25 protein-coding genes are annotated in these 25,803 nt (G+C 64.6%); 14 read left to right on the forward strand and 11 right to left on the reverse strand.

Going from position 1 to position 25,803, the window contains the following annotated elements; all coding sequences use genetic code 11:
- Positions 1-68: 68 nt before the first annotated feature.
- Together phbB and D3872_RS11585 are read right to left on the reverse strand one after the other, a co-directional pair.
- Positions 69-809 carry an acetoacetyl-CoA reductase gene (phbB, locus tag D3872_RS11580; protein ID WP_119810909.1) on the reverse strand — a complete coding sequence of 247 codons (741 nt, stop codon included), beginning with the start codon at positions 807-809 and terminating at the stop codon, positions 69-71.
- Between the two features lie 49 nt (positions 810-858).
- Complete coding sequence (locus D3872_RS11585; protein ID WP_119810910.1) at positions 859-2,037, reverse strand: acetyl-CoA C-acetyltransferase; 1,179 nt, start codon at positions 2,035-2,037, stop codon at positions 859-861.
- Between the two features lie 313 nt (positions 2,038-2,350).
- Here D3872_RS11585 and minC point away from each other — a divergent pair, with 313 nt between their 5' ends.
- The 3 genes from minC to minE are packed head-to-tail and all read left to right on the forward strand — an operon-like array spanning position 2,351 to position 4,228.
- Entirely contained in the window at positions 2,351-3,133 is a 783-nt protein-coding gene (minC, locus tag D3872_RS11590; protein WP_119810982.1) for a septum site-determining protein MinC, read from the forward strand.
- A 26-nt stretch (positions 3,134-3,159) separates the two neighbouring features.
- Complete coding sequence (minD, locus tag D3872_RS11595; RefSeq protein WP_119810911.1) at positions 3,160-3,975, forward strand: septum site-determining protein MinD; 816 nt, start codon at positions 3,160-3,162, stop codon at positions 3,973-3,975.
- 1 nt (position 3,976) lies between these two features.
- Positions 3,977-4,228 (forward strand): cell division topological specificity factor MinE, encoded by a 252-nt coding sequence (gene minE, locus D3872_RS11600; protein WP_119810912.1) that lies wholly within the window; start codon positions 3,977-3,979, stop codon positions 4,226-4,228.
- A 272-nt stretch (positions 4,229-4,500) separates the two neighbouring features.
- On the opposite strand, the gene D3872_RS11605 is transcribed toward minE, so the two are convergent.
- Positions 4,501-4,992, reverse strand: a complete 492-nt coding sequence (locus D3872_RS11605) for a hypothetical protein (RefSeq protein ID WP_229459281.1) — start codon at positions 4,990-4,992, stop codon at positions 4,501-4,503.
- A gap of 256 nt (positions 4,993-5,248) precedes the next feature.
- Between D3872_RS11605 and D3872_RS11610 the strand changes: the two genes are divergently transcribed.
- The 9 genes from D3872_RS11610 (at position 5,249) to D3872_RS11650 (ending at position 14,943) form a co-directional block, all read left to right on the forward strand.
- Positions 5,249-5,950, forward strand: a complete 702-nt coding sequence (locus D3872_RS11610) for a response regulator transcription factor (protein ID WP_119810914.1) — start codon at positions 5,249-5,251, stop codon at positions 5,948-5,950.
- Between the two features lie 142 nt (positions 5,951-6,092).
- Positions 6,093-7,367 carry a glutamyl-tRNA reductase gene (gene hemA, locus D3872_RS11615; RefSeq protein ID WP_119810915.1) on the forward strand — a complete coding sequence of 425 codons (1,275 nt, stop codon included), beginning with the start codon at positions 6,093-6,095 and terminating at the stop codon, positions 7,365-7,367.
- 84 nt (positions 7,368-7,451) lie between these two features.
- Positions 7,452-8,528 carry a peptide chain release factor 1 gene (gene prfA / locus D3872_RS11620; RefSeq protein ID WP_119810916.1) on the forward strand — a complete coding sequence of 359 codons (1,077 nt, stop codon included), beginning with the start codon at positions 7,452-7,454 and terminating at the stop codon, positions 8,526-8,528.
- A gap of 59 nt (positions 8,529-8,587) precedes the next feature.
- Complete coding sequence (locus tag D3872_RS11625) at positions 8,588-9,055, forward strand: disulfide bond formation protein B (RefSeq protein WP_119810983.1); 468 nt, start codon at positions 8,588-8,590, stop codon at positions 9,053-9,055.
- A complete protein-coding gene (gene prmC, locus D3872_RS11630) occupies positions 9,055-9,894 on the forward strand; it encodes a peptide chain release factor N(5)-glutamine methyltransferase (protein WP_119810917.1) in 840 nt (279 codons plus the stop codon). Before D3872_RS11625 ends, prmC begins: the two co-directional genes overlap by 1 nt.
- 41 nt (positions 9,895-9,935) lie before the next feature.
- Positions 9,936-11,726 carry a DUF885 domain-containing protein gene (locus D3872_RS11635; RefSeq protein ID WP_182915783.1) on the forward strand — a complete coding sequence of 597 codons (1,791 nt, stop codon included), beginning with the start codon at positions 9,936-9,938 and terminating at the stop codon, positions 11,724-11,726.
- 97 nt (positions 11,727-11,823) lie between these two features.
- A complete protein-coding gene (gshA, locus tag D3872_RS11640) occupies positions 11,824-13,416 on the forward strand; it encodes a glutamate--cysteine ligase (RefSeq protein ID WP_119810919.1) in 1,593 nt (530 codons plus the stop codon).
- Between the two features lie 10 nt (positions 13,417-13,426).
- Entirely contained in the window at positions 13,427-14,470 is a 1,044-nt protein-coding gene (locus tag D3872_RS11645; RefSeq protein ID WP_119810920.1) for a histone deacetylase family protein, read from the forward strand.
- 20 nt (positions 14,471-14,490) lie between these two features.
- Positions 14,491-14,943 (forward strand): GNAT family N-acetyltransferase, encoded by a 453-nt coding sequence (locus D3872_RS11650; RefSeq protein ID WP_119810921.1) that lies wholly within the window; start codon positions 14,491-14,493, stop codon positions 14,941-14,943.
- A 21-nt stretch (positions 14,944-14,964) separates the two neighbouring features.
- On the opposite strand, the gene D3872_RS11655 is transcribed toward D3872_RS11650, so the two are convergent.
- A complete protein-coding gene (locus D3872_RS11655; RefSeq protein WP_119810922.1) occupies positions 14,965-16,842 on the reverse strand; it encodes a potassium transporter Kup in 1,878 nt (625 codons plus the stop codon).
- Between the two features lie 252 nt (positions 16,843-17,094).
- Here D3872_RS11655 and rarD point away from each other — a divergent pair, with 252 nt between their 5' ends.
- Positions 17,095-17,964 (forward strand): EamA family transporter RarD, encoded by an 870-nt coding sequence (gene rarD / locus D3872_RS11660; protein ID WP_119810923.1) that lies wholly within the window; start codon positions 17,095-17,097, stop codon positions 17,962-17,964.
- Here the strand turns inward: rarD and D3872_RS11665 are convergent.
- From D3872_RS11665 to D3872_RS11675, 3 genes are read right to left on the reverse strand one after another with little or no spacing between them, the layout of a single operon-like run.
- Entirely contained in the window at positions 17,928-19,223 is a 1,296-nt protein-coding gene (locus D3872_RS11665) for a sensor histidine kinase (protein ID WP_119810924.1), read from the reverse strand. The genes rarD and D3872_RS11665 overlap by 37 nt on opposite strands.
- Positions 19,220-19,894 carry a response regulator transcription factor gene (locus tag D3872_RS11670; RefSeq protein ID WP_229459282.1) on the reverse strand — a complete coding sequence of 225 codons (675 nt, stop codon included), beginning with the start codon at positions 19,892-19,894 and terminating at the stop codon, positions 19,220-19,222. Before D3872_RS11670 ends, D3872_RS11665 begins: the two co-directional genes overlap by 4 nt.
- Before the next feature lie 13 nt (positions 19,895-19,907).
- Positions 19,908-20,960, reverse strand: a complete 1,053-nt coding sequence (locus D3872_RS11675; RefSeq protein WP_182915784.1) for a type 1 glutamine amidotransferase domain-containing protein — start codon at positions 20,958-20,960, stop codon at positions 19,908-19,910.
- 125 nt (positions 20,961-21,085) lie between these two features.
- Here D3872_RS11675 and ettA point away from each other — a divergent pair, with 125 nt between their 5' ends.
- Positions 21,086-22,753, forward strand: coding sequence for an energy-dependent translational throttle protein EttA (gene ettA, locus D3872_RS11680; RefSeq protein ID WP_119810927.1), 1,668 nt, complete (start codon positions 21,086-21,088; stop codon positions 22,751-22,753).
- A 219-nt stretch (positions 22,754-22,972) separates the two neighbouring features.
- On the opposite strand, the gene D3872_RS11685 is transcribed toward ettA, so the two are convergent.
- The 4 genes from D3872_RS11685 to D3872_RS11700 form a co-directional block, all read right to left on the reverse strand.
- On the reverse strand, positions 22,973-23,533 hold the full coding sequence (locus tag D3872_RS11685) for a porin family protein (RefSeq protein ID WP_119810928.1): 561 nt from the start codon (positions 23,531-23,533) through the stop codon (positions 22,973-22,975).
- Positions 23,534-23,723: 190 nt separating this feature from the next.
- Complete coding sequence (locus tag D3872_RS11690) at positions 23,724-24,260, reverse strand: alpha-ketoglutarate-dependent dioxygenase AlkB family protein (protein ID WP_307719423.1); 537 nt, start codon at positions 24,258-24,260, stop codon at positions 23,724-23,726.
- A 150-nt stretch (positions 24,261-24,410) separates the two neighbouring features.
- On the reverse strand, positions 24,411-24,773 hold the full coding sequence (locus tag D3872_RS11695; RefSeq protein WP_119810984.1) for a hypothetical protein: 363 nt from the start codon (positions 24,771-24,773) through the stop codon (positions 24,411-24,413).
- Between the two features lie 184 nt (positions 24,774-24,957).
- Positions 24,958-25,803, reverse strand: coding sequence for a Rossmann-like and DUF2520 domain-containing protein (locus D3872_RS11700; protein WP_119810930.1), 846 nt, complete (start codon positions 25,801-25,803; stop codon positions 24,958-24,960).

A 25,803-nucleotide genomic window follows, 5' to 3' on the forward strand; every position in this document is an offset into this window, starting at 1 on the left:
TGCTTTCCGAAAGTGAAAAAAGCACTGCGCGAGGCAGTGCTTTCGTTGTGCGGCAGTACTCGTCCCGCTTAGGACATGTGCTGGCCGCCGTTGATGGCGATGTTAGCGCCGGTAACGAATGCTGCCTCTTCCGACGACAGGTAGGCCACCAGTCCCGCGACTTCTTCCGGCTTGCCGAGGCGCGCCATTGGAATCTGCGGCAGGATCTTGGTTTCCAGCACTTCCGCCGGGATCTCGGTCACCATCTTGGTGCCGATGTAGCCCGGCGAGATGGTGTTGACCGTGACGCCCTTGCGCGCCACTTCCAGCGCCAGCGCCTTGGTGAAGCCGTGCATGCCGGCCTTGGCCGCCGAATAGTTGGTCTGGCCGAACGCGCCCTTTGATGCGTTCACCGACGAGATGTTGATGATCCGTCCCCAGCCACGTTCGACCATGCCGTCGCACACAGGCTTGGTCATGTTGAACACGGAATCGAGGTTGGTCGACATCACAGCGTCCCAGCTTACTTTGTCCATTTTCTTGAAGGTCATGTCGCGGGTTATGCCCGCGTTATTGACCAGCACGTCAACCTGGCCGACTTCCTCCACGATTTTCGCGACACATGCCTGGGCCGAATCGTAATCAGCCACATCGCACTCGTAAGCCTTGAATTCATAGCCCATATCACGGGTCGATGCGAGCCAGGATTCGACTTTCTTGTTACCTGGCGAATACGTCGTCACTACCTTGTACCCCAGCGCGGCAAGTTTGAAACATACTGCTTCGCCCAGCCCGCCCATGCCGCCGGTTACCAATGCAACTCTAGCCATTTGCTCTCTCCGTTATATATGGAACTTCCCTGTCAAAACTGCGGGGGTGTCAGTCCCGCTCTACTGCCAATGCAACTCCCATGCCGCCACCGATGCACAAGCTGGCCAGGCCACGCTTGGCGTCGCGGCGCTGCATCTCGTACAGCAGGGTCACCAGCACGCGCGCGCCGGAGGCGCCGATCGGATGGCCCAGCGCGATGGCGCCGCCGTTGACGTTGATCTTGCTGGTGTCCCAGCCCATTTCGCGGTTGACCGCGATGGCCTGGGCGGCGAACGCTTCGTTAATTTCCATCAGGTCGACGTCGGACGCAGTCCAGCCGGCCTTCTTCAGGCAAGCCTGCGACGCCGATACCGGCCCCATGCCCATGATGGTCGGGTCCAGGCCGGACGACGCATAAGCCTTGATGCGCGCCAGTGGCTTGAGGCCCAGTTCCTTCGCCTTCGAGGCCGACATCATGATCACCGCGGCGGCGCCGTCGTTGAGGCCCGATGCATTGCCGGCGGTGACGCTGCCCTGCTTGTCGAAGGCGGGACGCAGGCTGGACAGCGATTCCAGCGTGGTGCCGTGCTTCGGATACTCGTCGCTGTCGAAGACGGTAGGGCCTTTCTTCGACGGGATCTCGACCGGAATGATCTCGTCCTTGAACTTGCCGGCCTTTTGCGCTTCTTCGGCCTTCAGCTGCGACTGCAGCGCGAATTCATCCTGCTGGGCGCGCGTCACTTCATGCTTCTTGGCGACGTTTTCGGCGGTGACGCCCATGTGGTACTGGTTATAGACGTCCCACAGGCCGTCCACGATCATGGTGTCGACCAGCTTGCCGTCGCCCATGCGGATGCCATCGCGCGAGTTGTTCAGCACGTGCGGGGACGCGCTCATGTTTTCCTGGCCGCCGGCGATGACGATGCTGGCGTCGCCGCATTTGATCGCTTGCGCGGCGAGGTGGGTGGCCTTCAGGCTGCTTCCGCAGACCTTGTTCAGTGTGTAGGACGGCACCATGTTGGGTACCCCGGCCTTGATGGCCGCCTGGCGCGCGGGATTCTGTCCCACGCCGGCGGTCAGCACCTGGCCCATGATCACTTCATCGATAGTTGCGGGGTCAAGGCCGATCCTGGCGATCAGCGCACGGATCACGTGTGCGCCCAGCTCTGAGGCCGGGATTTTGGACAATGTGCCGCCGAATTTGCCGACTGGCGTGCGGCCGGCGGCCACGATTACAACGTCTTCCATGGTAAATCTCCGGTGTCCGGCCCGGCGGGCCGGAAGTTTTTCAGGACAATACAAAACAGAACAAGCGGCAAAGGACATCAATTTTATGATGCAGGTCCAATACTCGTTTGATCCAAATCAATCTTATCAGCTAAATCACTAAAATCGAACCCGAAAGTACCACTTACAACGATGAATTTTTACTACAAGTTTCCCTGCGACATGCAACGTTGGTTGCCTATGAGAACATGCTGTCCGGAACTCCCTCTTTTGACATTTTCAAAGTAGAATGCACGAGCCTTGGGCGCCCCCGCCCGACCCTCACCATTTGCCCATGCTTAAAAGCCCGTCCCAGTTGCCCATCGAGATCAAGATTTCCACCGTGGTTGCGATTTCCACTATCCTGCACTCCACCGAACCGCTGGCGATCGACGCCGCCCTGAAACAGATGACAGGCGGGGTATCGGACTTTTTCGAGGATGAATTCGCCGTCATCGACGTCAGCGCCATTGCGGCCGACGCGCCCCAGATCGACTGGGCACAGCTGGTCGACGTGCTGAAGAAGTACCGCCTGAACGCGGTCGCCGTACGCGGCGCGACGCCGGCGATGGCCGACGGCATCCGCGCGCGCGGCCTGTCGCTGGACGACGGCAGCAGCGGCGCCAGGCCGCGCGACGAGGCCGAAGCGCACACCCAGGCGGCAACCGAAGCGCCGGCTCCCGCGCCAGCCGCGGCTCCCGCTCCCGCCGCCGCCACCGCCGTGGTGTCCCCGGGCGCAATGATCATCGACACCCCGGTGCGGGCCGGCCAGCGCGTGTACGCGCGTGGCTGCGACCTGATCGTTACCGCGGTGGTCAACAACGGCGCCGAAATCATCGCCGACGGCAGCATCCATGTATACGCGGCGCTGCACGGGCGCGCGCTGGCCGGCGCCTCCGGCAATGCCGAGGCGCGCATCTTCGCGCTGTCGATGCAGCCGGAGCTGGTGTCGGTGGCCGGCGTGTACCGCACTTTCGACGACGGCTTCCCGCCCGAACTGGCCCTGCGGCCGGCACAAATCCGTTTGCACGGTGACCGACTCGATATACTATCGCTCAGTTCGGCAACCCGCGCCTGAAAACCAGATACTGAAAAGGACCTTCCGTGGCAAGAATTATTGTTGTAACGTCAGGCAAAGGCGGCGTCGGCAAGACGACCTCCAGCGCCAGCTTCTCTACCGGCCTCGCGCTGCGCGGGCACAAGACCGCTGTTCTCGATTTCGACGTGGGACTGCGTAACCTCGACCTGATCATGGGTTGCGAGCGCCGCGTCGTGTATGACCTGATCAATGTGATCAATGGCGAAGCGACGCTGAACCAGGCCATGATCAAGGACAAGCACTGCGAAAACCTGTTCATCCTGCCGGCATCGCAAACGCGCGACAAGGACGCCCTGTCGGAAGCAGGCGTCGAGCGCGTGCTGCACGAGCTGATCAACATGGGCTTCGAATACATCATCTGCGATTCGCCGGCCGGCATCGAGCATGGCGCGCTGATGGCGCTGACGTTCGCCGACGAAGCGGTCATCGTCACCAACCCGGAAGTATCGTCGGTACGCGATTCGGACCGCATCCTCGGCATCATCCAGGCCAAGTCGCGCCGCGCGCAGACCGGCGCGGAGCCGGTCAAGGAGCACCTGCTCATCACGCGCTACTCGCCGAAGCGGGTCGAAGCGGACGAAATGCTGTCCTACCAGGACGTGCAGGAGATCCTGCGCATTCCGCTGATCGGCATCATTCCGGAATCGGAATCGGTGCTGCACGCATCGAACCAGGGCAATCCGGCGATCCACTTCAAGGGTACCGACGTGGCCGAGGCGTACGAGGACGTGGTATCGCGCTTCTTGGGCGAAGACCTGCCGCTGCGCTTTACCAACTACGAAAAGCCTGGGCTGTTACAGCGCATTTTTGGGACGAAGTGATATGGCCTTGCTCTCTTTCCTGTTCCCTTCGAAGCCGAAGAGCGCGACTGCCGCCAAAGAGCGCCTGCAGATCATCATCGCGCGCGAGCGCAGCAACCGCACCGGCCCGGACTTCCTGCCCGCGCTGCACCGCGAGCTGATCGAGGTGATTTCCAAGTACACCAAGGTGAACGCGGACGACATCAAGATCTCGCTCGACCGCCAGGGCAACCTGGAGGTGCTGGACGTGAACGTGGTGCTGCCGGACGCGTAAGCGCCACCGCGAGCCGCCACACTAAAAGCCGTCGTTCCCGCGAAAGCGGGAATCCATACGTCGCGTGCATAGCGACGAAGTATGGGTTCCCCGCCTGCGCGGGAAGTCGTTTCCCGCAATGCCGGGAAGTCGTTTCCCGCAATGCCGGGAAGTCGTTTCCCGCAATGCCGGGAAGTCGTTTCCCGCAATGCCGGGAAGTCGTTTCCAGCAATGCTGGAAACGACGGTTTTTCATTTAACGGTCAGGGTTTGAGCCAGCGATCTTCCAACACCTCAATCCCCCGGCCCCGCCGCCCGCAGCTGCTTCGCCACCGACGCACAAGCCTCCACGTGCTGGTACCCCAGGTGCCGGAACACCGCATACCCGATCCCCGCCGCCACCACCTGCCCCGCGAACGGCACGAACTTGGCCGCCGACTTGGCCGCCGATTTCACGCCCACGCGCTTGAACACCGCCATCAGCAGTTCGCGCGAGACCAGCTTACCGACCAGCATCCCGCCCACGCCCATCGCCGCCTGGTAGGCGATCAGCTTGTGCTTTGGCTTGAGGCGGTCGATCTGTTCCGGCGTCAGCCCGAAGGCTTGGTTGACCTCGTCGACCAGCTTGGCGAACAGCGACAGGTCCGACACCACATCCACCCCCGGAATCGGCACCGCCGACACGCCCGCCGCCAGCACCGCGCGCTTGCGCACCGTGCGCCGGCAGCGCTCGCGCACATTGTCGATCTCCCTCGCAGTCTCGGGAATGAATCCCAGTTCACTCACCGCAGCGTCCGCCATTCTCGCTCCCTCAGGTTAAAGTTGCATGAAAGACTTATAAATTTGAATTGCTTGTTTTTGCAGTGTACCGTGTTAAAAGTTATGAATGGAGCACGACTCAGCAAGCGAAGTATTGCTTTTGTGGAAAAAGATGTATCTAATAGGTCTATTTTGTAAAACGCGTTAGCCAGACTGGAACTATTCCTTAGCAATATGTAGGATGTATCCTACAATAGCGATTTGCCTCTGACAGCCTACCGATATGAGAATCGCCGTCCTCGACCACGATCGTTCCCAGGCAGACCTGATTTGCCAGGTACTCACTGCCGCCGGCCATTCGTGCCAGTCGTACGACAGTGGCAAGGAGTTGCTGGCGCACCTGCGCAAGGACAGTGCGGACATGCTGATCCTCGACTGGCTGGTCAGCGACATGAACGCGGTGGAAGTGCTGCGCAGGGCGCGTGAAAAGATGCCGGCCCATACGCCCATCATGTTCATGACCACCAGTTCTGGCGAGGACGACATCGTGGCGGGCGTGGCCGCCGGCGCCAGCGACTACATGATCAAGCCGCTGCGCCGCGGCGAGCTGCTGGCGCGCGTGCAAGCCATGCTGCGCCGCGCCTACCCGTCGCAGAACGGCGCCGAGCAGCTGCAGTTCGGCCCCTACGTATTCGAGACGCGTCCGGGCCGCCTGCTGATGGAAGGCGAAGTCATCGACGTCACCCACAAGGAGTTTTACCTGGCGCTGCTGTTCTTCCGCAACATCGGCCGTCCGCTGTCGCGCGCCTACATCCATGAAGCGGTCTGGATCCGCGAAACCGCGGTGCCGTCGCGTACCATGGACACCCACGTGTCGCGCGTGCGTAACAAACTCCAGCTCAAGCCGGAAAACGGTTTCCGTTTGGTACCCGTGTACAGCTACGGCTACCGCCTGGAAAAACTGGGCACGCCAGGCACCCAATAAGGCGATCCGCCGGGACGCCCGTCCTGGCGCCGATCTCCGGCTTGCCGCCCCGGCATTGCCGATCTTTCCATAGTATGCAAGCCGGTGAAACCCTTGACGCATCACGGTATAATGGCGGTACTCCACCGCATAATGTAAATACATGCAACTGCTCGCCGTCGGCCTGAATCACACCACCGCACCAGTCTCGCTCCGCGAGCAGCTGGCGCTGGCGCCTGACCAGCTCGGACTGGCGGTACAGGCTGCGCGCGGCTGGTTTGCCAGGCTCGACTCGCGCGGCAGCGACGAAGCGGCCATCCTGTCCACCTGCAACCGCACCGAGATGTACGCGGCCAGCCACGTGGCCAACCCGCTCGACGCCAGCGCCCACTTCCTGGCCGATTACCATCAGCTCAACTACGGCGAACTGCGCCCGCACCTGTACATGCTGCCGCAGAACGACGCCGTGCGCCACGCCTTCCGCGTCGCCTCCGGGCTCGACTCGATGGTGCTGGGCGAGCCCCAGATCCTTGGCCAAATGAAGGACGCGGTGCGCCACGCCGAGGAAGCGGGCGGCCTGGGCACCTACCTGCACCAGCTGTTCCAGCGCAGCTTCTCGGTGGCCAAGGAAGTACGCAGCACCACCGCGATCGGTGCCCACAGCGTGTCGATGGCGGCCGCCGCGGTGCGCCTGTCGCAGCGCATCTTCGACAAGGTCGCCGACCAGAACGTGCTGTTCATCGGCGCCGGCGAAATGATCGAGCTGTGCGCCACCCACTTCGCGGCGCAAAACCCGAAAAGCATCACCATCGCCAACCGCACCATGCAGCGCGGCGAAGCGCTGGCGCACCGTTTCAACGGACGCGCCATTGCCCTTTCCAGCCTGCCCGAGCAGCTGCAGCAGTTCGACATCGTCATCTCGTGCACCGCCTCGACCCTGCCGCTGATCGGCCTGGGGCTGGTGGAGCGCGCGCTCAAGGCGCGCCGCCACAAGCCCATGTTCATGGTCGACCTGGCGGTGCCGCGCGATATCGAAGCCGAAGTCGCGCGCCTCGACGACGCCTTCCTGTACACCGTGGACGACCTCGGCCAGGTGGTCCAGACCGGCCTCGAAAGCCGCCAGGCCGCGGTGGCTCAGGCCGAAGCCATCATCGAAACCCGGGTCCAGTCCTTCATGCACTGGATGGACGACCGCGCCGTGGTGCCCGTCATCCAGGACATCCAGGAAAACAGCGAAGCGATGCGCCTGTTCGAACTCGAGCGCGCGCGCAAGATGCTGGCGCGCGGCGACGATCCGGAAGCCGTGCTCGACGCCCTGTCGCGCGGCCTGACCGCCAAGTTCCTGCACGGCCCGCAGCAGGCGCTGCACCGCGCCCAGGGCGACGAGCGCGCCCGCCTCGCCTCGCTGCTGCCGCAGCTGTTCCGCGGCCGCCGTTAGCGCCCTTCCCGCTGTTGTGCCGCCCCCGGGCGGCATCCTCATTGCCGCGCGTCCCGCGCAACCCAACACTCTTTAGAACAGCCTATGAAACCATCGATGCTGGCCAAGCTGGACCAACTGGCCAACCGCCTTGTCGAACTCGACGAACTCCTGATGCACCAGGAGGCGACGTCCAACATGGACAACTACCGCAAGATGACGCGCGAGCACGCCGAAATCGGCCCGTTGGTCGGCCTGTACAAGGAGTTCCAGCGCGCCCACGGCGACATCGACGAAGCCACCACGATGCTGCTTGACCCCGACATGAAGGACTTCGCGCAGGAAGAGATCGAAGCGGGCAAGGCGCGCGTGGCGGAACTGGAGCTCGACCTGCAGAAGATGCTGCTGCCGAAGGACGTCAACGACGAGCGCAACATCTTCCTCGAGATCCGCGCCGGCACCGGCGGCGACGAGTCGGCCCTGTTCACGGGCGACCTGCTGCGCATGTACACCCGCTTTGCCGAGCGCAACCGCTGGCAGGTCGAGATGGTGTCGGAGTCGGCCTCCGACCTGGGCGGCTACCGCGAAGTCATCGTCCGCATCATCGGCAACGGCGCCTATTCCAAGCTGAAGTTCGAGTCCGGCGGCCACCGCGTGCAGCGCGTGCCGGCCACCGAGACCCAGGGCCGCATCCACACCTCGGCCTGTACGGTGGCGGTGATGCCGGAAGCGGACGAAGTCGAGGACGTCAACATCAACCCGGCCGACCTGCGCATCGACACCTACCGCGCCTCCGGCGCCGGCGGCCAGCACATCAACAAGACCGACTCCGCGGTGCGCATCACCCACCTGCCGACCGGGATCGTGGTCGAATGCCAGGACGACCGCAGCCAGCACAAGAACAAGGCGCAGGCGCTGAAGGTGCTGGCGGCGCGCATCAAGGACGTGCAGCTGCGCGAGCAGCAGTCGAAGGAAGCGGCCACCCGCAAGAGCCTGATCGGCTCGGGCGACCGCAGCGAGCGCATCCGCACCTACAACTTCCCGCAGGGGCGCATGACCGACCACCGCATCAACCTGACTTTGTACAAGCTGGACTTCATCATGGACGGCGACCTGTCGGAACTGACGAATGCGCTGGCGGCGGAACACCAGGCCGAACTGCTGGCGGCGCTGGGCGATTAAGCCCGCAATAAGTTTGCACAGTGATAATCTTGAGTTACTGAAACCATTTGGACGATGAGATGCCCAACAACCGCACGCTGTTCCTCGCCGTAGCCTTTGCCTGCTTCGCCCTGATCGGCGTCGCCCTCTACCTCCAGCACGTCAAGGACATGCTGCCTTGCCCGCTGTGCGTGTTCCAGCGCTACGCCTTCCTCGGCGCCGGCGTGTTCGCGCTGGTGGCCGCGTTCGCGAAAAAACCGACGATCTGGGCCGGCCTGGCGCTGGCCAGCACGGTGGGCGGCATGGTCGCCGTCGGCAAGCACCTGTACGTGCTGGCCAATCCCGGCTTCTCCTGCGGGATCGATCCGATGCAGACCTTCCTCAACAAGATCCCCACGGCAGAATTCATGCCGTGGCTGTTTTTTGCCGACGGCCTGTGCGAAGAGTCGAGCGACGCCGTGCTCGGCCTGTCGATCCCGGCGTGGTCGGCTGTATGGTTCGTGATCGTCGGCGCGGTGCTGCTGTTCGCGCTGGTGCGCCGCCGCTGATGGAAATCCTGGCCGGGGCCACCATCGGCGCGCTGCAGGCGGGGCTCCCGCTCGGCCCGCTGGAAAACCGCATCCTGCTGTGCCACGCGCTCGGCCTGACGCGGGTGGGACTGATCACCCAGTCCGGCCGCGCACTCACCGAAGCAGAAGCCGCCACCCTCGCGCAACTGGTGGAACGCCGCTGGAATGGCGAACCGATTGCCTACATCGTCGGCAAGCGCGAGTTCTTCGGCCTCGATTTCCGCGTGACCGGCGCGGTGCTGATTCCCCGTCCCGATACCGAACTGCTGGTCGAACTGGCGCTCGAACGCCTGCCCGCCAAGGGGCGGGTGCTCGACATGGGCACCGGCAGCGGCGCCATCGCGGTGGCCATCGCCCATACCCGGCCTGACGCCGCCGTCACCGCGCTCGATGTCAGCCCAGAAGCGCTGGACGTGGCGCGCTCGAATGCCATCGCCAACGGCGCGGCGGTGCGCTTCCTGGAAAGCGACTGGTTTGGCGCAATCGAAGGCGAACAGTTCGACCTGATCGTGTCCAACCCGCCCTACATCGCGGCCGGCGACGAGCACCTGGCGCAGGGCGACCTGCGCTTCGAGCCCAGTGGCGCCCTGACCGACCACGCCGACGGCCTGTCGGCCCTGCGCGCGATCGTCCTCGGCGCCCCGGCCCATCTCGCGCCTGGCAACTGGCTGCTGATGGAGCATGGCTACGACCAGGCGGCGCAGGTGCGCGCCCTGCTCGACGCGCGCGGCTACCTTGAGGTGCAGAGCTGGCGCGACCTGGCCGGCATCGAGCGCGTCACCGGCGGGCGTGCGCCGCAGGCGCGCTCCCCGGCATAAGGCCTTTTGCTAAAATGGCCACCCACTTCAGGGAGCCCTGCATGCGCAAACTGTTCGCCATCTGTGTCATCTCCCTGCTGCCGCTGGTGGCCGGTGCGGCTGACACGGCGGAACAACAGGCGCGCGCGCTGTTTTCACAGGACTGGCAGTGGCGCCTGCAGGCGCGGCCCGAATACGCCACCGCCATCGGCGACCACCGCTTCGACAACGCCCTGTCGGACACCTCGCTTGCGGCCAGCCGCAACGCCCGCCAGTACCACCGCGACGCGCTCGCTTTGGCGCGCGCCATTCCGCCGGAGCGCCTGCCCGCCCAGGACAGGCTGTCGCTCGAACTGTTCATCCATGAGAAGGAACAGCTGCTGCGGCGCCTTGCGTTCTATCCCTACGACATCCTGCCCGTGTCGAACCAGGACGGCCTGCACATCCGGCTGCCGCAAATGGTGGCGCAGATGCCGTTCGCGACCGAGGCCGACTACCGCAACTACCTGGCCCGGCTCGATGCGCTGCCGGCCCATGTCGAGGGACTGGTCGCGCAGATGCGCGAGGGTCTGGTCACCGGCTGGGTGGCGCCGCGGGTAACCTTGGCGGCCGTGCCGGGCATGCTGCGCACCATGCGCGAGACCATCGACACCGGCCCGCTGGCCGCGCCGTTCGGCCGCATCCCGGCGCTGATCGCGCCCGAGGTACGCGGGGAACTGGCGCAGGCGGGGCCGGCGCGGCTGCGCACCACCGTTGCGCCCGCGCTCGAACAGCTCGAGCAGTTCCTGCGCACCGAATACCTGCCGGCCGCGACCGCCACCATCGCCGCATCCAGCCTGCCGGGCGGCGCCGACTACTACGCCGTGCTGGTGGCGAACCACACCGGCAGCACGATGACGCCGGCCGAAGTGCATGCGCTCGGCCTGCGTGAAGTCGAGCGCATCCAGCTGGCGATGCGCGGCGCGATCGCGCGCACCGGCTTCAACGGCAGCTTCGCCCAGTTCTCCGCCTTTGCCAACAGCGACCCGCGCCTGTTCTACCGCACGCCCGACAAGCTGCTGGCGCGCTACCGCCGCATACTCGAGCGCGCCAACGCCAGCCTGCCGCGGCTGTTTTCCAGCCTGCCCACCGAGGAACTGATGGTCAAGCCGGCCAACGAAGCCAATGGCGACCAGGTGGGCGGCGCTTATTACGAAGAAGGCAGCGCACTGCGCCCGGCCGGATTCGTGGTCAACACCTCGCGCCTGGACGCACGCCCGATCTGGGAAATGGAAACCCTGGCTCTGCACGAAGGCGTGCCCGGCCACCACCTGCAGGTGGCGCGCGCCCACCAGCTCACCGGCCTGCCCGCTTTCCGCCGCCACGCCTGGTACCCAGCCTTCGGCGAAGGCTGGGCGCTGTACGCCGAGACACTGGGGCCGGAGCTGGGCTTCTACAAGGATGCGTTCTCCGCGTTCGGCCACCTCAATTCCGAACTCCTGCGGGCGGCGCGGCTGGTGGCCGACACCGGCATCCATGCGATGGGATGGTCGCGCCAGCAGGCGCTCGACTACCTGAACGCGAACACCGCCAACCCGCTGGCCGACAACGAGATCGAGGTCGGCCGCTACATCGCGCAACCCGGCGCGGCCCTGTCGTACAAGGCCGGGCAGCTGAAGATCCAGGGCCTGCGTGCGCGCGCCCAGATGGTGCTGGGACCGCGTTTCGACGTGCGCCGCTTCCACGAAGCGGTGCTCGGCAACGGGCCGCTGCCGATGCCGGTGCTGGAGCGCCAGGTCGGCCGCTGGATCGAGGAATCGCTGCAGGCATCAACCCTGCCGGCGCCGACAGCAAACCCTCCGCCTCCGGGCTGAATCGGGGGCCCGTGCAAATCGGCCGGTGCCAGACGCAATTGCCGAAATTCGGTTAATCTCTGCAAACTTCAACTTAGCAGTCCGGAAAGGATCCACAGTGTCCAACCAACTTACCCGCCGTTTGGAACTCCTGGATAATGACGAGCACCACGACCTGCTCGGCCAGGGCCTGCGCGGCATCGAGCGCGAAACCCTTCGCGTCGACGCGCAAGGACAGCTCGCCCGCACGGCGCACCCGGCGGCGCTGGGATCCGCGCTGACCAATCCGCAGATCACCACCGACTACGCCGAAGCCCTGCTCGAATTCATCACGCCTGCCGAAAACGATATCTCGATCACCCTCAACAAGCTCGATGCGATCCACCGCTTCACTTACGCCCATCTCGGCGACGAAATGCTGTGGAGCGAATCGATGCCGGGCGAACTGCCGTCGGAAGAAGAGATCGACATCGCGTGGTACGGCAAGTCCAACATCGGCATGCTCAAGCACGTGTACCGGCGCGGCCTGGCGCTGCGCTACGGGAAGGCGATGCAGTGCATCGCCGGCATCCACTACAACTACTCGCTGCCCGAAAAGTTCTGGCAGCTGCTGTCGGCCAACGAAGGCATTCCCGAGGAACGCCGCAAGCCGCTGCGCGACTTCCAGTCGGAAGGCTACATCGCGACGATCCGCAACTTCCGCCGCTACAGCTGGCTGCTGATGTACCTGTTCGGCGCCTCGCCGGCGCTGTCGAAGGGCTTCCTGCGCGGCCGCCCGCACAACCTCGAAACACTGTCGGACGACACCCTGTTCCTGCCGTATGCGACCAGCCTGCGCATGAGCGACCTGGGCTACCAGAACGAGGCGCAGTCGGGCCTGACGCCGCACGAGAACTCGCTGGAAAGCTATGTGAGCACGCTGATGGACGCGGTCAACCGTCCTTATCCGCCGTACGCGGAACTGGGCACCAGGCGCGACGGCGAATGGATACAGCTGTCGACCAACGTGCTGCAGATCGAGAACGAATACTATTCGACCATCCGCCCGAAGCGCGTGATCCGCACTGGCGAGCGCCCGGTGCAGGCGCTGTGCCGCCGCGGCGTGCAGTACATCGAAGTGCGCTGCCTCGACGTCGACCCGTTCGAGCCAGTCGGCATCAGCCTCGAGACCGGCCGCTTCCTCGACGCTTTCCTGCTGTTCTGCGCGCTCGATGACAGCCCTGCGATCGACGCCATGGAAGGCCAGGTCCTGGCGCGCAATTTCGCGCGCACCGTGAAGGAAGGCCGCAAGCCGGGCCTGACCCTGACCCGCGGCGAACAGGAAGTGCCGCTGCAGGAATGGGCGCAGGAACTGATCGAACGCATCCGCCCGGTGGCGCAGCTGCTGGACCGGCAGCACAACGACGATGGCGTACATGCCGCCTCGCTCAAGGTGCAGGAAGCGAAGATCGCCAACCCGGCGCTGACGCCTTCGGCGCGCGTGCTGGATGAAGTGCGCGAACTCGGGTCGAGCTCCGCCTTCGGCCTGCGCCAGAGCCGCCTGCATGCCGAATATTTCCGCGAAAGCCCGCTGATGCCGGCCGAGGAAGCGATGTTCGCCGAGATGGCCGAAGCCTCGGTGGCAGAGCAGGCCGTGATCGAACAGGCCCAGACCGGCAGCTTCGACGCCTTCGTCGCGGCCTACAACAGCAGCACCCTGTGCGGCGAGTAGGGAGGGCTGCGTGCTCGCCTTCTACAACGAACACCACGCCCAGCACCGTCCGCGCGTCGAGATGTACCGCGGCGAACTGGTGCCGTGCGCCGAAACGCCGGAGCGCCTTGACCTGGTGGTAGCGGAATTCGCGCGGCGCGGGCTGGGGCGGATCGTCACGCCGCACGGCGTGGCGCTCGCTTCGCTGGAACGCATCCATACGCCGCGCTACCTGCACTTCCTGCGCAGCGCGTGGAGCGAGTGGGTCGCCCTCGACCCGGCCAACGAAGGCAAGGACATCCTGCCCTCAAGCTGGCCGGTGCGCGGCCTGCGCAGTGACATCGAGCCGGACAACTTCAGCGCGCGCATGGGCTTGTACTCGATGGACAGCGGCACCCCGGTCACCGCCGGCACCTGGATCGCGGCCAAGACCGGCGCCGACTGCGCCATCAATGCGGCGCACGCGTTGCGCCTGGGCGAGCGCAGCACCTTCGCGCTCACCCGCCCGCCCGGCCATCACGCGGGCGCCGATTTCTTCGGCGGCTACTGCTTCCTGAACAACGCCGCACTGGCGGCCCAGCACTTGCTCGACGACGGCGCCGCGAAAGTCGCCATCATCGACATCGACTACCACCACGGCAACGGCACCCAGTCCATCTTCTACGGCCGCGGCGACGTGCTGTGCGTGTCGATCCATGGCGATCCGCGCACCGAATACCCGTTCTTCCTCGGGCATGCCGATGAAACCGGCGTAGGAGCGGGCGAAGGCTACAACATGAATTTGCCGCTGGCGGCCGGCGCCACTGCGGCGCAGTGGTTCGCGGCGCTGGAAACGGCCTGCATCCGCATCGCCGGCCATGCGCCGGACGCGCTGGTGGTGTCGCTCGGCGTCGATACCTGGGCCGGCGACCCGGCCTCGAAGGTGGCCCTGCAAAGCGCCGACTTCCTGCGTATCGGCGAACGCCTGGGCTACCTTGGCCTGCCGGCCTGCTTCGTGCTGGAAGGCGGCGCCGCCGCCGCCGAAATCGGCATCAATGTCGTCAACGTGCTCGAAGGTTTCGAGACCGCAGCTTGAGTTTCCAGAGGATTTAACGCATGACCGAATGGCAGTGGAGCAGTTTTGCCAACCTCCCCAACGCAGACCTGTACGAGATGCTGGCCCAGCGCCAGAACGTGTTCATCCTCGAGCAGCAATGCTTCTACCCCGACATGGACGGCTACGACCAGGACGCCTGGCACCTGCTGGGCTGGCGCACGATCGACGGCCGCCGCCAGCTGGCGGCGTACCTGCGCGTGATCGCGCCGGGCGTGAAGTACGCCGAGATGTCGCTGGGCCGCGTGATCAGCACCCAGGCTGCGCGCGGCACCGGCATCGGCCGCGAACTGCTGGAGCAGGGCATCGCCCGCGCCGAACAGCTGCATCCGGGCCACCGCATCCGCATCGGCGCCCAGCAGTACCTGGAAAAATTCTACGCCAGCTTCGGCTTCAAGACCGTGTCCGAACCCTACGACGAAGACGGCATCATGCACGTCGAGATGCTGCGCTAGCGCGCCAGCCGTTGTCCGTCGTCAGATTTCGACCTGGGTGCCGAGTTCGATCACCCGGTTGGTGGGGATCTGGTAGTAGTCGGCCGCGCCGCGCGAATTGCGCGACATGGTCACGAACAGGTGTTCGCGCCATGGCGCCATGCCTCCGCCTGGCGCCGAAATGACGGTCTGGCGCGAGATGAAGAACGAGGTTTCCATCATCTCGAATTTCAAGCCCTGCTCCGCGCACAGCTTGAGCACATTCGGGATATCCGGTTCGTCCTTGAAACCGTAGGAGACATTGATCTGGAAGCAATCGTGTCCAAGCCCGATCACCTTGACCTGGTCTTCGACCGGAACCCATGGCTCTTCCAGCATGTGCACGGTCAGGAATGCCACTCGCTCGTGCAGCACCTTGTTATGCGACAGGTTGTGCAACATCGCGTGCGGCACGCCATCGGTTTCGCCGCGCAGGAACACTGCGGTGCCGTACACGCGGGTCGGCGGCGCCGCGAACAGCGATCCGAGGAAGTCGTCGAGTGGAATCGCGTGCTTCTCGAGGTTCTGGTAAACCAGCTCGCGGCCGGTCTTCCAGGTCATCATGAGCGTAAACAGGATGGCGCCCAGCAGTAGCGGGAACCAGCCGCCGTGGAACAGCTTCAGGGCCGTCGACGAGAACAGCATGATGTCCATGACGATGAAGAAGCCGGTCGCCCCGAAGCACAGGATCAACGGCAGGTGCCAGCGGTAGCGGGTAACGAAGAAGGTCAGGATCGTGGTCGACAACATGGTTGCGGTCACTGCGATGCCGTAGGCGCCTGCCAGCTCGTCGGAGGAACCGAACGCGACCACTGCAAGCAGGACCACGCACATCTGCAGCCAGTTAACCGCCGGGATGTAGATCTGGCCGATTTCGCTGGCCGAGGTATGCAGCACGCGCATGCGTGGCAGCAGGCCCAGCGCGACCGCCTGCTTGGTCATCGAGAACGTGCCGGAGATGGTGGCCTGCGACGCGATCACCGCCGCCATGGTCGACAGCAGCACCAACGGATACACCGCCCAGCCGCTTACCTGGTTGTAGAACGGGTTCGATACCGCTTCAGGATTGTTGATCAGCAGCGCTCCCTGGCCTAGGTAATTCAGGGCCAGCGCCGGGAAGGCGACCATGAACCATGCCATGCGGATCGGCTTCTTGCCGAAATGGCCCATGTCGGCGTACAACGCTTCGGCGCCGGTGATGGCCAGCACCACGGCGCCCAGGGCGACGAAGGCGGTGAAGCCGTTTTCGACCATGAAGCGCAGCGCGTGCAGCGGGTTCAGCGCAGCCAGGACCTGCGGCGCTTCGACGATGTGCATCACACCCATCACAGCCAGTGCCAGGAACCACACTACCATGACCGGTCCGAACCATCGGCCGATGCCGGCGGTCCCGTGCTTCTGCGCCGCATACAGCGCCACCAGCACGACGATCGAGATCGGCACGACATACGCCTTCATGCCGGGCGCCGCGACTTCAAGGCCTTCGATTGCGCCAAGCACGGAAATGGCCGGCGTAATCACGCTGTCGCCGTAGAACATCGTGGCGCCAAACACGCCCAGCATCAGCAGCGGCACATACCAGCCGGATGCCTTGGTGACGGAGTTCAGGGCCAGTGCCATCAGCGCCATGACCCCACCCTCGCCGCGGTTGTCGGCGCGCAGCACGAGCACGACGTATTTGAGGGAAACGATCAGGGTCAGGGCCCAGAAGATGAGGGAGAGAATGCCGAGCAGGTTGGGCTGGTTCAGCGCCAGGCCGTGTTCCTTGTCGAAAACCGCTTTGAGCGTGTACAAGGGGCTGGTACCGATATCGCCGTAGACGATACCGACCGCCGCCAGCGTCAGTGCGGCGACGCTGCTTTTCTTGTGTTCCATCGTCAAGATTGCACCATATTGTTGTTTTGATGCGTCGCACAATATGATATGGCAGGGCAATTTGCAAGTGATATTCTTGTCATTGTTCTTGGCCTTTGACGTAGGTTGGCGAGCACGGCGCGGCAGTCGCCGCAGACGTCCTGTTGGCACTTTACCACCAAGCCCCTGAAAGCACGTTCTCGAACATGGCGGGCCCGTCAGCGGCGATCGGGCAACTGCGAGATAATGTTGTCCCACTGAATCTTTTGACTGTTCCCCATGCGTACCGGCATCCTGTCCGCGGCCCTTGCATTCCTGTGCTGGGGCCTGTTCCCGCTCTATTTCCACGCCCTCAACGAGGTGCCGCCGGCCCAGATCATGGTGCACCGGGTGGTGTGGTCGCTGCTGTTCCTGATGATCGTCCTGACCGCCCGCCACCAGTGGAAATGGCTGGGGCCCCTGATGCGCCAGCCGAAGGTGATCGCCAGCTTCGCGGCCAGCGCATTCCTTCTGTCGTTCAACTGGCTGTTGTATATCTGGGCGGTCAACAACGGCCACGTGATCGAATCGAGCCTGGGCTACTTCATCAACCCGCTGGTCAATGTGATGCTCGGCTACGTGGTGCTGAAGGAGCGCCTGCGGCGCGGACAATGGGCGGCGATCGCACTGGCCGCGGCCGGCGTGGCATGGCTGGCGTGGGACGCGGGCCGCATGCCGTGGATCGCGCTGATGCTGGCCGCTTCCTTCGGCCTGTACGGCCTGATGCGCAAGACCGCGGCGCTGGGCGCGCTCGAAGGCCTGTCGTTCGAGACCATGCTGCTGTTCCCGTTTGCGCTGGGTTACATCGTGTGGCTGACGATGAACGGCGATAACGCCTTCATCAACACTTCGTCCGACACCACGCGCTGGCTGCTGGCCGCGGCCGGCCCGATCACCGCGATCCCGCTGCTGCTGTTCGCGGCCGGCGCGCGCAAGATCCCGCTGTCGGTCCTGGGCCTGTTGCAGTACATCGGCCCGACCATCCAGTTCGTGCTGGGGATCTTCCTGTTCCAGGAGGCTTTCACCTCCGGCAAACTGGTGGGCTTCCTGATGATCTGGAGCGCGCTGGCGATCTACGCGGCCGAAGGGCTGTGGAAGCGCTCGAACTGAGCCAGGCGCAGCACTGCGCGCGTCCCCGCGCCCGGTTCGCTGCCGATGGAAAGTTCGAATCCCGCGCGCGCCGCCAGCCGGTGCGCGATCGACAGGCCCAGCCCCAGGCCGCAGCTGGCCTCCCCTTTCGCGCCCGGCTGGTAAAGCCGTTCCTGCAGCCACGGGCTGATGCCCGGGCCGCTGTCGGCGACCACCAGCGCGCCGTCATCGGCGCCGATCCGGATCATGCCGGATGAAGTGTGGCCGAAGGCGTTGCTGACCAGGTTGGACAGCAAGATCTCCAGCGCCGCGCGGTGGCAGTGCCAGGCCGCGGTACCGCCCCCCTCCACCTGCACCTCGACCGCCTTCCCTTCCAGCAGGTGTGCGTGGCGTACCACGATTTCCTCCACCAGCGGCAGCAGCGCCACCGGCTCCGCCGCGGCCTGGTCCAGTTCCTCGCGCGCCAGCGCCAGCAGCGTGTCGACCGTTTGCGCCATGCCCGCCGCCGCGGCGGCGATGCGCTGCACCTGCGCCGCCGCCTTCGGCGCCATCGGCTGCGCAGCAAGCAGGCGCGCGGCGCCGTCGATCACGGCAACCGGGGTGCGCAGTTCATGGCTGGCGTCCTGGGTGAAGCGCTGCTCGCGCTCGATGAAGTCGGCGATGCGGTCCAGCGCCTGCTCCAGCCGCGTGGCCACCGCACCGATCTCGTTGTCGGGAAAACCGGCCGCGAAGCCGCGCGGCAGCAGGCCCGGTTCTGCCGCCGACACCAGTCGTGCCAGGCGGTCGAGCGGTGCGGTCGCGGAACGGGCCAGCCAGAAGCCGAATGCCGTGGTCACGGCCAGCAGCGCCGCCGCCAGCGTGCCCAGCACCCCGGCAATGAAGGGAAGGCGCGGCCGCACCACCAGCTCGCCGCTCACTTCCGCGACCAGGTAGAACGGCGCCGAGCCGGCACGGACCACGTGATAGTGGCGGCCCTGGTCGCCGAAGAATTCGCTATGGCCGGGCGACGCCGGAAACTGGCGTGCGAGGTCAAAGGGGAAAGTGGCCGGGCCGCGATGCACGCTGACGAAGCCGCGCAGCGGCGTTGCCGGTTCGCCCCGCGCATCCCACGCCTGCTGCTGGTGCGCGGCTTCCTGGCGCAGCATGTTGTCGAAGAAGCTGTCCTCGACCACGTAGACGAACACCAGGCTGAATGCGGAAAAGCACAGCGACGCCAGCAGCGCGAACGCGGCGAAAGCGAAGACGATGCGGCGCCGCAGTCCGTGGCGCGCGCCGCTCACGCGCCCGCCTCCAGCCGGAAGCCAACGCCGTGCACGGTCACCAGCATCGGCTGCGCGTAGGGTTTGTCGAGGCCCTGGCGCAGCTGGTACAGGTGGCTGCGCAGCGCATCCGAATCGGGCGGCTCGCCGCGCCACAAGGCCTGCGTCAGCTCGGAGCGCGTGACGATGCGCGGGTGGGCTTCGGCCAGCGCCAGCAGGATCTGGTAGCCGGCCGGGTTGAGGCGCACCGGCTGGCCGTCGCGCGTGACCGACTGCGCCTGGCGGTCGATCGACAGCGCGCCGATGGTGACGACGTGGTGCTGGTGCAGGGTGTGGCGGCGCGCCAGCGCATTGCAGCGCGCCAGCAGTTCTTCCAGCGCGAACGGCTTGACCAGGTAGTCGTCGGCGCCGCTCTCGAAGCCGGCCAGTTTGTCGTGCAGCGTGCCGCGCGCGGTCAGCATCAGCACCGGCACATGGCGCGAATGCCCCGCGCGCAGGCGGCGGCACACTTCGAGGCCGTCGATGCGGGGCAAGGTCAGGTCAAGCAAGATCAAGTCGTAGTGATTGGCAAGCGCCAGCTGCAGGCCGAGTGCGCCGTCGGCCGCAAAGTCGGCGCTGTGGCCGTGCTGTTCGAGACCGTCGGCCAGGTTGCGCGCCAGCGGGGCGTGGTCTTCGACGACGAGAATATGCACGGGCTTCGGTCCTTTATCGGTTGGCCAGGCGCTGGAGCTGGAAGGCATCGGCCAGACGCCACTCCATGGCCGCCACGACGGCATGCATCAGCACCAGCATCTTATCAAACTGCGCAACCCGTTCCTGCGCTGCGCGGGCCGCCGCGAAGCCGCCGCTGTAGTAGGCGGCCAGCACGCGCACGCTTTGTTCCTCCGCGCTTGGCTCGCGCGGCACCGGCACATGGCCCAGCGCTGCGATCACGCCTTCGGCGGTGGACCAGGTCGACCATGAATTCTGGCCCGTCACCAGCCGTCCGTCGGCCACCGTGTTGTCGATGAACTTTGGACCCGCGACGAAGCGTGCGCCGTTCGCCACGGCCCGGTCCTGCAGCAGGAAGCCGAAGTTCGCGCGCGCCTCCTCATCCATGAAGAGTTCTTCCTCGTTGCTGAAACCCGTGACCCGGCGTCCCGCGAGCAAGGGCGTGCCGTCGGCAAGGAAGACATCCGCCAGCGCCGCGGGGCCATGGCATACGGCGGCGACCACGCCACGGGCGCCGATGGCGCGCACCAGCCGCGTAATGTCGGCATTGCCGGGAAAGTCGAACATGGCGCCTTTGCCGCCGACGAAGTAGACGGCCGAATACAGCGCCGGGTCGGCATCGGCCAGTTTCATCGAACGGCGCACCTTGGCCTGCGCCGCCGTGTCGTTGAGGAAGGCGTAGTCGGTGTCGCCCATGTCGTCGAGATCGATGCGCTCCTGGGGCTTGCCGCCGGCCGGCGACGCGATATCGACCTCGTAGCCGTTGGCCTGGAATACATAGTAGGCGCGCGCCAGTTCGGTCAGCTCATAGCCCGCCTTGCGGTTGTTCGGGCCGCCGCGGGCGGCGCTGCTGACCACCACCAGGATCCGGCCGCGCCGTTCGCCGACGGCGTTTTTCAGGTAAGGCAGGCTGGCGGCGGATGCGTGCGGATTGGCCTTCGGCGCGTTGTCGAGATCGAAACTCTGGTACCAGCCCCAGCCAAGGGCGGCAAGGACGGCGAGGCCGGCGGCCAGCCAGGCGGCGGCGCGGAGGAGGAATCGGATCATGGCGTTGCTCCAGTGATAAGGAAGTAGCGCCAGCATGCCCGGCACGCAGTGAAATGGATGTGAAAAACCATGGAAGCTTCCAACTACTGTATCCTGTTGACCTTCCGTTCTAACTGAGATTCTCAATGGCAAATTACGTCTACACCATGAACCGCGTCGGCAAAATCGTTCCGCCGAAACGCCAGATTCTGAAAGACATTTCGCTCTCCTTCTTCCCCGGCGCAAAGATCGGGGTGCTGGGCCTGAACGGCTCCGGCAAATCGTCCCTGCTGAAAATCATGGCAGGCATCGACACCGACATCCAGGGCGAAGCGCGCCCGATGCCGGGCCTGAACATCGGCTACCTGCCACAGGAGCCGCAGCTGAACCCGGAGCTGACCGTGCGCCAGGAAGTGGAATCCGGCCTGGGCGAAGCCTTCGAAGCGCAAGCCAAGCTGGAAGCCGTGTACGCCGCCTATGCCGATGAAGACGCCGACTTCGACGCGCTCGCCAAGGAGCAGGAGCGCCTGGAGTCGATTATCGCCGCCTCGGACGGCGGCAACCTGAACCTGCAGCTGGAAATGGCCGCTGACGCGCTGCGCCTGCCGCCATGGGACGCCAGGATCGGCGTGCTGTCGGGCGGCGAGAAGCGCCGCGTGGCGCTGTGCAAGCTGCTGCTGTCCAAGCCCGACATGCTGCTGCTGGACGAGCCGACCAACCACCTGGACGCGGAATCGGTCGACTGGCTGGAGCAGTTCCTGCTGCGCTTCCCGGGCACCGTGGTCGGCATCACCCACGACCGTTACTTCCTCGACAACGCGGCCGAATGGATCCTGGAACTGGACCGCGGTTCGGGCATTCCATGGAAGGGCAACTACAGCTCGTGGCTGGACCAGAAGCAGGCCCGCCTGAAGCAGGAAGAATCGACCGAATCGGCGCGCCAGAAGGCGCTGCAGAAGGAACTCGAATGGTCGCGCCAGAATCCGAAGGCACGCCAGGCCAAGTCGAAAGCCCGCCTGGCCCGCTTCAACGAGCTGTCCGAGCACGAATACCAGAAGCGCAACGAAACCCAGGAAATCTTTATTCCTGTGGCGGAGCGCCTCGGTAACGAAGTCATCGAATTCAAGAACGTGTCGAAAGCCTTCGGCGACCGCCTGCTGATCGACAACCTGTCGTTCACCGTGCCTGCCGGCGCGATCGTCGGCATCATCGGCCCGAACGGCGCCGGTAAGTCGACCCTGTTCAAGATGATCACCGGCAAGGAACAGCCGGACAACGGCGAAGTCGCGATCGGCAAGACCGCCAAGGTCTCGATCGTCGACCAGCACCGTGACGAGCTGTCGGACAAGAAGTCCGTGTTCGAGGACGTATCGGGCGGCGCGGACATGCTGACTGTCGGCCGCTTCGAAATGCCGTCGCGCGCCTACCTGGGCCGCTTCAACTTCAAGGGTTCGGACCAGCAGAAGGTCGTCGGCAACCTGTCCGGCGGTGAGCGTGGCCGCCTGCACCTGGCCAAGACCCTGCTGCAAGGCGGCAACGTCCTGCTGCTGGATGAACCATCCAACGACCTCGACGTGGAAACCCTGCGCGCGCTGGAAGATGCGCTGCTGGAATTCGCCGGCAGCGTGATGGTGATTTCGCACGACCGCTGGTTCCTGGACCGCATCGCGACCCATATCCTGGCGTTCGAAGGTAACTCGCAGGTGACCTTCTTCGACGGCAACTATCAGGAATACGAAGCCGACAAGAAGAAGCGCCTGGGTGAAGAAGGCGCCAAGCCGAAGCGCATCCGCTACAAGCCGCTGACCGTGTAAGCACGGCCGGCGTGGCACAAGCTCCCTGCGGGGAGCTTTTTTTTCATCTCGGCAAGAGAACAACCGACGTAGATCGGGGACAGACCACGATCTAAAGGAGATCGCGTAGATCGTGGTCTGTCCCCGAATTCTGCAAATGGAAAGGGCGGAAAAGCGGACGGGGTGAACCGTACACTTTTCCGCCCTTCTTACTTCAAGCGGGCTTCCAGCCTTGGGGACTTAGAAGCTGTAGCGCGCCGCTACGGTGATGACGTCAGGCTTGGCGCCGATGTCCTGCTTCTTGCCATAGCGCTCGTATTCCGCGGTGAGCGCGACGTTCTGGCTCAGGTTGTACTGGGCGCCCAGGCCGGCGTACACGCCGGTGTCGTGGTCCTTGCTCGACAGGCCGATGTTGCTGATGCGCAGTTCGGACTTGGTGCGGGCCGCGCCCAGCTTGCCGAAGACGGAAAACTGTTCATTGATTGGAGCGTTCGCCTTGGCCGCGACATAGATGGCGTCGCCTTCAGTCTCGGCACGGCTGTTGATGCCGTTGCTGACGAAGTTGGTGGTCGAATTGCGGAAGTCGGTGTAGCCAGCTTCCACGCCGAAGTTCTGGTCCATTTCGTAGCCACCGAAGAACTTGCCGGAAGCTTTGTAGCCTTCGGTGTCGACGTTGCTGGCGCCAGCGCGCTTGAAGGTGTGGTCGGCCGAAGCGACACCAACACCAACGTAAGGTCCTGCTGCCTGGGCCGCGCCCATGGCGGTTACACCTGCGATCAGTGCGAAGATAAGCTTTTTCATACGGACTCCTGTGTTGTTGAGACGTTCTGGTCCGCAATTCATTCGGAATTGCGAGGTAGTCAAGATAGCATCTGAGACAAGGGCCGTAAGTGGGAATCGCGTAAGACTTGTAATGAGATGTTACAGTATGCAGATATTGCTGACCGGCGGTTCAGCTATTTTTTGCGCGAGGATGGGCAAAAAATCCTTCTTATTCAACGATGTAGCGGAAAGTTAGATTGACGCGCGGGCCGACGGGGCGCGTTGTTTTATTTATGCCGTGTGACCAGAAGTGCTGCATCGAACCGACCATCAGCAACATGCTTCCGTTGCTTAACGCCACCTTGAGCGTCCGTTTTGTAACGCGGTGACGGAGGATAAAGCTCCGCGTCGCGCCAAAACTGACCGAGGCAATCGCCGGATTGCGGCCGAGTTCAGGTTCGTCGTCGCTGTGCATCCCCATGCTGTCGCGGCCGTCCCGGTAGTAATTCAGCAACAGGCTGTTGAAGCGCCGTCCGGTGGCGGCCTCGACGGCTGCCTTGATCTCCAGTTGCAGCGGCGTGAACGGCTGGGGTTCCAGCCGCAGCCCGGAATAGGTGTAGGCCATGTCGCCATGCCATGCGGTCAGGCGCGGCTGCAGGTGCTGCTTGCCCCACAGCGTGATCGTTTCCGCCTTCCAGTTTGTTTCGCCGACCAGCCGCGCCAGCACCTCGTCATTGCCCAGGCTCAGCGGCAGCTGGGCAAGCAAGGCCAGTTCGCCATCCTCGATCGGGATCGGCGCCAGGATATCGCTTGAGGTGAACAAGTTCATTCGCGTTGCTTCCAGCGCGGCACTGGCGGCGCCGCAGGTGAACGAGCGTTTCGGGTCATGCCCGTGGGCGCTCTATCACATCGAGGTTCAGGCGTAAGCTTCGGCCAGGCTCATCACGCGCGGCGTGACGGCAATGCCGATGTTACCGAACAGCGCGTCGATCGCTGCCAGGTTGGCGGCGCACTCTTCCGTCTTCCAGCCGTTGAACAGGTCGGTGCCGTTCTTCTGGAAATGCAGGTCGAGCACCTTGCCCTTGTCCTTGTGAGTGTAGCCTTGTTTTTTGGTGTTCTGGAAGCCAAGCTCGGCAAGCGCGGCGAGAACTGCTTGCGGTGGGTTGTCCGGATCGGTGGCCATGAAAATGCCGAATGTCTTTCCAGGCGGCTTGGCCGCGATATCCACTTCGTAGATGCCTGGCGCCTTGGTCACCGATGTCGATTTCAGGAATAGCATGTTGTCTCCGCTTGGCTTCATCAGCCTGTCTATTGAGCAATTCCGTCATCGAAGTTGCCTTAATGGAACAAGCTTATTGCCATTTCTTGCGTTTGTCGATGAATCCTTGCATCTTTCTTGAATTAACACCGCGATTGCTTGCATCCCCGCCGCCTCGTACGTGCCGCTTTATCAAATGGTCTTTTCAGGCTGGTTTGTCGATTTTCTTACTGTTTCGCCTTGCCGCCAGCTGGACGGTGGCATCGGCCAGCGCCGCGTACAGCTTGCCCGCCCCGGCATCCCATCCGGCCACCGCCACCTGCTGGCGCGCCACGGTCGCCATGTCGCCGCGCGCCACCGGGCCGCTGAGGGCTGCTTCCGGACCCAGCCGGAATACGTTTTCCAGCGTCTCCATCGCCAGCGGCCGCGCCAGTTCGCGCGCATCGGCTTCCGGAATGCCGGCCGCGACGTAGGCGCGCAGCGCGGTATCGAGCACCGTGACCAGGTAGTTGGATGCGAACACGGCGGCGGCGTGGTACACCGTCTTGGCGGCGGCGTCGACCGGCGCCAGCCGCGCGCCGATGGCCAGCAGCGCCGGTTCCAGCAGCGCCAGCGCGCCGGGCGCGCCCTCGATGCCGCACCAGGTGCCGGCGAAATCCTGCGCCACCCGGGCCGGATCGGCAAAGCTGCGGATCGGGTGTATGCTGGCCGCCAGCGCGCCGGCGCTTGCGGCGCCGGACAGTTCGGCCGACGACTTCGCGCCGCTGCAGTGGAACACCACTGCGCCCACCAGCGCATGGCTGGCAGCCACCGCCTCGCATACCGCCGCGATCTGGTCGTCGGGCACCGCCAGCATCCACACGTCGGCCGGCCCCAGGTCCGCCATGCCCGCGGCGGGTGTGCCCGCGCCGATGAAGTCAACCGCTTCGCTGGCGCTCACGAAGGAGGTCGCCAGCACCCCGCGCACCTCGAAGGCGCCGCTGGCGGCAAACAGCCGTCCCAGCGCGCGGCCCACGTGGCCGGCGCCGATGATGTTCAGCGATGGCGGCAT

This window comes from Massilia cavernae (genome assembly GCF_003590855.1).
GTDB lineage: Bacteria > Pseudomonadota > Gammaproteobacteria > Burkholderiales > Burkholderiaceae_D > Telluria_A > Telluria_A cavernae.

What these genes read in the sequence shown, in the direction of transcription:
- phbB (WP_119810909.1), bottom strand. Translation starts at nt 809, where the DNA reads ATGGCTAGAGTTGCATTGGTAACCGGCGGCATGGGCGGGCTGGGCGAA.
- D3872_RS11585 (WP_119810910.1), bottom strand. Translation starts at nt 2,037, where the DNA reads ATGGAAGACGTTGTAATCGTGGCCGCCGGCCGCACGCCAGTCGGCAAA.
- minC (WP_119810982.1), top strand. Translation starts at nt 2,351, where the DNA reads ATGCTTAAAAGCCCGTCCCAGTTGCCCATCGAGATCAAGATTTCCACC.
- minE (WP_119810912.1), top strand. Translation starts at nt 3,977, where the DNA reads ATGGCCTTGCTCTCTTTCCTGTTCCCTTCGAAGCCGAAGAGCGCGACT.
- D3872_RS11610 (WP_119810914.1), top strand. Translation starts at nt 5,249, where the DNA reads ATGAGAATCGCCGTCCTCGACCACGATCGTTCCCAGGCAGACCTGATT.
- hemA (WP_119810915.1), top strand. Translation starts at nt 6,093, where the DNA reads ATGCAACTGCTCGCCGTCGGCCTGAATCACACCACCGCACCAGTCTCG.
- prfA (WP_119810916.1), top strand. Translation starts at nt 7,452, where the DNA reads ATGAAACCATCGATGCTGGCCAAGCTGGACCAACTGGCCAACCGCCTT.
- D3872_RS11625 (WP_119810983.1), top strand. Translation starts at nt 8,588, where the DNA reads ATGCCCAACAACCGCACGCTGTTCCTCGCCGTAGCCTTTGCCTGCTTC.
- prmC (WP_119810917.1), top strand. Translation starts at nt 9,055, where the DNA reads ATGGAAATCCTGGCCGGGGCCACCATCGGCGCGCTGCAGGCGGGGCTC.
- D3872_RS11635 (WP_182915783.1), top strand. Translation starts at nt 9,936, where the DNA reads ATGCGCAAACTGTTCGCCATCTGTGTCATCTCCCTGCTGCCGCTGGTG.
- D3872_RS11650 (WP_119810921.1), top strand. Translation starts at nt 14,491, where the DNA reads ATGACCGAATGGCAGTGGAGCAGTTTTGCCAACCTCCCCAACGCAGAC.
- rarD (WP_119810923.1), top strand. Translation starts at nt 17,095, where the DNA reads ATGCGTACCGGCATCCTGTCCGCGGCCCTTGCATTCCTGTGCTGGGGC.
- D3872_RS11675 (WP_182915784.1), bottom strand. Translation starts at nt 20,960, where the DNA reads ATGATCCGATTCCTCCTCCGCGCCGCCGCCTGGCTGGCCGCCGGCCTC.
- ettA (WP_119810927.1), top strand. Translation starts at nt 21,086, where the DNA reads ATGGCAAATTACGTCTACACCATGAACCGCGTCGGCAAAATCGTTCCG.
- D3872_RS11685 (WP_119810928.1), bottom strand. Translation starts at nt 23,533, where the DNA reads ATGAAAAAGCTTATCTTCGCACTGATCGCAGGTGTAACCGCCATGGGC.
- D3872_RS11695 (WP_119810984.1), bottom strand. Translation starts at nt 24,773, where the DNA reads ATGCTATTCCTGAAATCGACATCGGTGACCAAGGCGCCAGGCATCTAC.
- D3872_RS11700 (WP_119810930.1), bottom strand. Translation starts at nt 25,803, where the DNA reads ATGCCGCCATCGCTGAACATCATCGGCGCCGGCCACGTGGGCCGCGCG.